This is a genomic window from Acidovorax sp. KPB24-07 (assembly GCF_057543315.1).
Genome location: NZ_BAAJYS010000232.1, coordinates 1 through 5,723 on the forward strand (window position 1 = coordinate 1; position 5,723 = coordinate 5,723).

6 protein-coding genes and 1 pseudogene are annotated in these 5,723 nt (G+C 65.6%); 6 read left to right on the forward strand and 1 reads right to left on the reverse strand.

The window, feature by feature from the left end; genetic code table 11:
• The 4 genes from AC27IQ_RS18010 to AC27IQ_RS18025 form a co-directional block, all read left to right on the forward strand.
• Positions 1-198 (forward strand): hypothetical protein (locus tag AC27IQ_RS18010; protein WP_487090274.1); only part of this gene is annotated, 198 nt, incomplete at its 5' end.
• A 407-nt stretch (positions 199-605) separates the two neighbouring features.
• Complete coding sequence (locus AC27IQ_RS18015; protein ID WP_487090275.1) at positions 606-1,319, forward strand: hypothetical protein; 714 nt, start codon at positions 606-608, stop codon at positions 1,317-1,319.
• On the forward strand, positions 1,234-1,836 hold the full coding sequence (locus AC27IQ_RS18020; protein WP_487090276.1) for a hypothetical protein: 603 nt from the start codon (positions 1,234-1,236) through the stop codon (positions 1,834-1,836). Before AC27IQ_RS18015 ends, AC27IQ_RS18020 begins: the two co-directional genes overlap by 86 nt.
• Before the next feature lie 228 nt (positions 1,837-2,064).
• Positions 2,065-3,159, forward strand: a complete 1,095-nt coding sequence (locus tag AC27IQ_RS18025) for a BMP family ABC transporter substrate-binding protein (RefSeq protein WP_317356603.1) — start codon at positions 2,065-2,067, stop codon at positions 3,157-3,159.
• A gap of 48 nt (positions 3,160-3,207) precedes the next feature.
• On the opposite strand, the gene AC27IQ_RS18030 is transcribed toward AC27IQ_RS18025, so the two are convergent.
• Positions 3,208-3,963: a sulfite exporter TauE/SafE family protein gene (locus AC27IQ_RS18030; RefSeq protein ID WP_272564920.1), complete on the reverse strand. Its 756-nt coding sequence runs from the start codon at positions 3,961-3,963 to the stop codon at positions 3,208-3,210.
• 152 nt (positions 3,964-4,115) lie between these two features.
• On the opposite strand from AC27IQ_RS18030, the gene AC27IQ_RS18035 reads away from it, so the two are divergent.
• Complete coding sequence (locus tag AC27IQ_RS18035; protein ID WP_487090277.1) at positions 4,116-5,087, forward strand: LysR substrate-binding domain-containing protein; 972 nt, start codon at positions 4,116-4,118, stop codon at positions 5,085-5,087.
• 189 nt (positions 5,088-5,276) lie between these two features.
• A pseudogene (locus tag AC27IQ_RS18040) lies at positions 5,277-5,723 on the forward strand (hypothetical protein); the annotation flags it as partial.

The following is a 5,723-nucleotide window of genomic DNA, read 5'->3' on the forward strand; positions in this document are numbered from 1 at the left end:
GGGGGGAGTAATGGTGCTTTCACTGCGGGAGCACAAATGGCTATTTTGCTCTCAATCACTATAGCGTTATATGCGACCACGATTCCTGCAGGTGGAGGAACTGCGTTTCCAGCTTACCTTTCGATTGTATTTGCCCGTGAATTCGCTCATGCATTAAGTCTGTATGAAGGTGATTCAGATGCGCTAGCTTGCTTCTGAGGAGGTTTTTTCTTCGCGATGGGGGGAATTGCCTTGCTTGCGGGCATTCTGACTGGCGGTGTTCTTGCTGGGGCCGTGATCGCCGCTATGTCTTGGGTTTTGCCTGGAATATTTATTCCCACCAATACTGCGCTGCAATGCAAAGCTTTTATTGGCAAAGGTGAGCTATGTTGATATTGAATGTTGTTGTGCTTTTGATAATTTTTGTAATTTACTTTTATGGCAAATTGAGAGCCAAGGGGGAGGAAATGCTTCGTGGAGTTTTGTGGAGTTTTTTGTTTTGGCAATTCTTAAATAATTTTATTTTTAGGCTTGATGGTTGGATTGTTATCGGTTGCAATGGAATTTTTATTGCAATAATGCTTTTTGTTTATTCAAAATCGGTGAGTAAGCGAAGAGTTGAATGAATGTGCAAAGAGCAGGGGGTGATGGTCCTGTCAGATAGGATTGCCCAAGTCGGCGCCATTCAGAGCATCCGCTTCGAACACGCATGGGTGCAGGCCTATGTGAACTGGGCGCCCGGGCGGGGTGCCAAGAACGCGACGGCCTCCCAGCACAACCATCCCAATGGAGCGTTGAATGCCTGGGTGGCGCTGGATGCCAGCGTCAAGCAATACGCCTATGCCGCGGGCATGGACCTGCAAACCGCCGTCCCCCTGGACGCCCAGGCCCTGCTCAACGCCGCACAAAGCGGAGCCACCGTCAAAGAACAAGAAGGCTGGGTACAAAACCTCAACCAGGCGGCCATCCAGAGACAACTGGACACCTATCAAAGCCGCCTAAAAACCCACATCGACACCCAAAAGCCCAACGCCACGGTCGGCGACGTCATTGGCAGGAAGATCATTCCGCAGACCATGCACAGCGTGCTGAGCGGTGTCACCCCGCTGGCCATCATTCAGACCGGCCAGCAGAGCACTGCGGTTCCGGCCGGACTGCAGCACCAGTTCACTTACCGCTTGAGCGACGGTTGGGGCAATGAGCTACAGGGCACCCACCAGCCGCCTGGGGGGCAAACGCCTCACCTTGAGTTATGTGCCTGCGGATCAGGCCACGTCGGACCTGATCGCGAGTTTCCTGCCCAAACCGCACGCGGACGGCAGCCCCATCCAGCCCGGTGAACTGCCCACCAGCCTGCCGGGCTACCTGATCCGGCTCAAACCGCAAATCAGCCTGGATGGGCAGGTGGTGGCCCAAAGCGCCAGCGCGGTCACGATGGGCAGCGACCTGCAAGGGCAGGGCGGGTTCACCCAGTTGTACGACCCCACGCAATGGGACATCACGCCCGACCAAAGCCACGTGGCGGGGCAGGCCACGGCCATCGGCATCAGCGCGGGAGGGATCAGCGCGAGGCAACTGGACAGCCTCAAGACAAGGCTGGAGAACACCAAAACTCAGCTACAGGCCAACAACGTACAGAACCTCACCGGCGAACAAATCTCCGGAGACCTGCTCACCGCCGTGATCTGGAGCTGGTTTGCAGCGGCGGAGAGCCATAACCGACTCTCCCAGAACCAAGCGCAGATGATCGAGAACCCTGGGCTCTCCTACGGCCTGTTCCATGCCGTGGCCCAGCCGACCTACAGCTGGGGCGTGGTGAGAAAAGTGGCATTCCCCGAAGTGAATTTTTGCTATTGAAAATATAGCGGCATACCCTAGTTCTAATTGCGCTGGAGGCACTTTTCGCTCCTGGTCGGTGAATGGCGGCCCTTCTAGCCCTCGGCCCGGGTGGCCGCAGGGGCGCCCGCCCGCATGGCCCTGCCGGCACGGGGGGCGGGCCGGCTGACTACAATCGCGCTCCCCGAAAGGCGGCTGTCCCGGCCGCCTTTCGCGTTTCCATCCCCCGGGACCATGTAGAGGACCACCATGTACAAAAACCTCGCAGCCACGCTCGTGGCCGCTTGCTGTTGGCTTTCCCCCGCCTTTTCCCAAACCAGCCACACCGCCCAGACCGTCCCCCCGGCCGTGGTGAAGGCCGGCTTCGTCTATGTCTCGCCCATCACCGAAGCGGGCTGGACGCGACAGCACGACGAGGGCCGCAAGGCCGTCGAGGCCGCCTTGGGCGACCGCGTGCGCACCACGTTCGTGGAGAACGTGGCCGAGGGCGCGGACGCCGAGCGCGTCATCCGCGACTTGGCGGCCACGGGCCACCAGATCATCTTCACGCCCAGCTTCGGCTACATGGAGCCCACGCTGCGGGTGGCGCGGGACTATCCCGGGGTGAAGTTCGAATCCATCACCGGCTACCAGACCGCGCCCAACGTGGCCACGGCCAACGCCCGTTACTACGAGGGCCGCTACCTGGCCGGCGTCGCCGCCGGGCGCATGACGCGCACCAACGTGGCGGGCTACGTGGCCGGCTTTCCCATCCCCGAGGTGCTGCAGGGCATCAATGCGTTCACGCTGGGCCTGCGCTCGGTCAACCCCCAGGCCACGGTCAAGCTCGTGTGGCTGGACGTGTGGTTCGACCCGCCCAAGGAGCGCGATGCGGCCATGGCGCTGTTCAACCAGAACGTGGACGTGGTGGCCTTCCACACCGGCTCCACGGCGGTGATGGCCGCGGCCCAGGAGCGCGGCAAGCTCGCGATCGGCTACCACTCCGACATGCGCCGAATGGGGCCGGACGCGCAGATCCTCGCCGTCACGCACCAGTGGGGCGGCTACTACACCGAACGCGTGCGCGCCGTGGCGCAGGGCACATGGAAAAGCGGCAACCTCTGGGGCGGCGTGCGCGAAGGCATGATCCGCGTCGAGGGCTTCGGCAGCAAGGTGCCGCCGGCTGTGAAGGCCGAGGTGCTGGCCCGCCAGGAAGACATCGCCAAGGGGCGCTTCCACCCGTTCCGCGCGGGCGCGACGCCCGTGCGCGACAACACCGGCCGCGAGGTCATCGCCGCGGGCCAGACCCTCGGCGATGCGCAGATCCTGCAGATGAACTGGCTGGTCGAGGGCGTGCAGCGCTGAAGAGGGCGGAGAGGGGCCTTGGCGAGGGGCCGTCCTCTCTTTCGGCCGCTACAGGTGGCGCGCCACCAGCTGCGGCAGCGACGAGGCCAGCAAGGCCACGCCCGACGCGGTGAGCAGGCCCAGCACGATCTGCCGGAAGGCCACGTCGCTCAGCCCGATGTACAGCCGCGTGCCGAGCAGCGTGGGCACCAGCATCGCCGGCGCCACGATGGCGAAGAACGGCAGCATGTCCCGCGTGACCATGCCAGTGCCCAGGTAGGTGCCCATGGTGACCAGCAGCATCGACAGGTTGAAGTTCTGGATCACGGCGCGCTGCTGGTCCTTCTCGTAGCCGCGCAGGGTGCACCACAGCGTGGGCAGCGTGCCGGTGAATCCGCCGATGCCGCCCATCACGCCGCCGGCCAGCCCCACGACGCCATCGGCCACGCGGCCACCCGAGCGGATGCGCGGCAGGCGCTTGGCCATCAGCATGGTCGGGCACCACAGCACCAGCAGGGCGCCCAGCAGCGTCTTGAACCACACCATGTCCAGCCGTGGCAGCAAGGCCACGCCCAGCGGAATGCCCAGCAGACCACCTAGCACGAATGGCGCCAGCGTGCGCACGTCAAAGCCGCGGCGCACCGACACCGCCGCGACGATCTGCCCGGTGAGCGCCCCGAACACCGCCAGCGCCGCCGCCAGTCGCGGCTCCAGCGTCCAGGCCCAGAACGACATGGCCACCATGCCGAACGCGAACCCCGACAGCCCCTGCACGAACCCGGCCACCACGGCCCCGATGCCGACCACCCAGTAGATCGTTTCCATTGCGCGCTTCTCCCCCTTTTTTTGGATTGGAAGGCGTCCGGCCCCGCAGGGCCGCCGCCGCATGGGCTGCGATTGTGGGGGAGCCGCATGAGCCAATCTTTCTCATTTAGTATTGCCCCATAAGCCAATGGATATGGCTCTGGGAGCGTTCGATGACCCCTGCCGAGATGGAGGCCCGGCTCGCGTCGCGGCTCAAGATGCGCCACCTGGTGCTGCTGCGCATGATTGCGGAACACGGGTCGCTCACCCGCGTGTCGCACCGCATGGCGACCAGCCAGCCGGCCGTCACGCACGCGCTGGCCGAGCTGGAAGCCATGTTCGGCGGCGCGCTGTTCCACCGCTCCGCGCGCGGCATGGCGCCCACGGCGCTGGGGGAGCTGGTCATCGCCCGGGCCCGGGCGATGCTGGAGGACCTGGGCCATTGGGTGCGCGACATCGAGGCCGTGGGCCTGGGCCGCGCCGCGCACCTGCAGGTGGGCGTGATCCCTTTCGTGTCCGGGCGGCTGCTGGCCGCCGCCATCGGCCAGACGCGGCCGCAGGGCCTGCAGGTGACCGTGACCATCCACGAAGGCACCAGCGACCGCCTGCTGGAGCGCCTGCGCCAGCACGAACTGGACTGCGTGATCGGCCGTGCATCGGCCGTACTCGACATGCAGGGGCTGGAGCATGAGGTGCTCTACCACCAGGAGCCCCGCCTCATCACCCACCGCCGCCTCGCCGCCCGGCTGGGGCGCCGGCCCCTGGCCTGGCAGGAACTGGCCCGGCTGGAGTGGATTCTGGGCGCCCGCCAGACACCCATGCGCGAGCAGATCACCGATTTCTTCCTGCGCGCGGGGGTGGCGCCGCCCGCGCCGTTCGTCGAGAGCCTGTCGTCCAAGCTCATCGGCGAGCTGATCGCGGCCAACGAAAAAGCGGTGTCCATCGTGCCCGCCGACATCGCGGAAGAACTGGCCCGCATCGCGGGTGTGGGCATCGTCGCCCACCGCTTCGGCTGGACGCTGCCGCCCATCACGCTGTTCCAGCGGACCGAGGGCGCTCGCTACGAAGAGCAATCGCTGTTCGTGGCGGCGCTGCGCGCGGTCTGCGCCCGGCAGGCGGCAGCGCAGGCAGGTGACGCGGCATAGCGCCGGGCACGCCGCTCACTGGGCTCCTTGCTGGCCTGGGTTTCATCTGCGCCGGTCTGGCAACTACCCGAAGGGATAGTTTCCAGGCGCCCCGGGCATTGCTGTAATGCCACCGACATGCCCGCCAGGCGCGCGATGCGCCGGCCGCGGCGCGCGGCGGGTTCAGAAAAAACCAAGGGGAGAAGGTCGATGCGAATGTTCATCACGGCAGCGCCTGTGGGCGCCGTTCCACAGCAAGCCCTGGCCCGGGAGCCGAAATTCCTGCCTGCCCGGTCGGTCGAGGCTGCGGACGCCCAGGGCATGGGCCTGGCCCATCGGCTGGCCGCCGATGGCTGGGAGGCGGTGCCGGCCGGCGGCCTGGGGATCTGCGACAGCCTGGACGCCCTGCAGGTGGCCAGCGCGGCGGACGGGCCCCAGGCGCCGGGCCGCCGCCTGGGCGACGTGGAGGCACGCCGGCATCTGCCGGGTGTGGCCCTGCACCGCATCGCCTCGGCGAAGACGGCGCGCGAGCTGGTGCTGACGCTCACCTCCCAGGGTTGGGACGTGGCGGGCGCCGGCGATCTGGCATGGCGCGCGGAAACGATCGAGACCTACCTGCCGCCCGCATTAGTGGCCGCGTTGCAGGCCGAGGCGCCG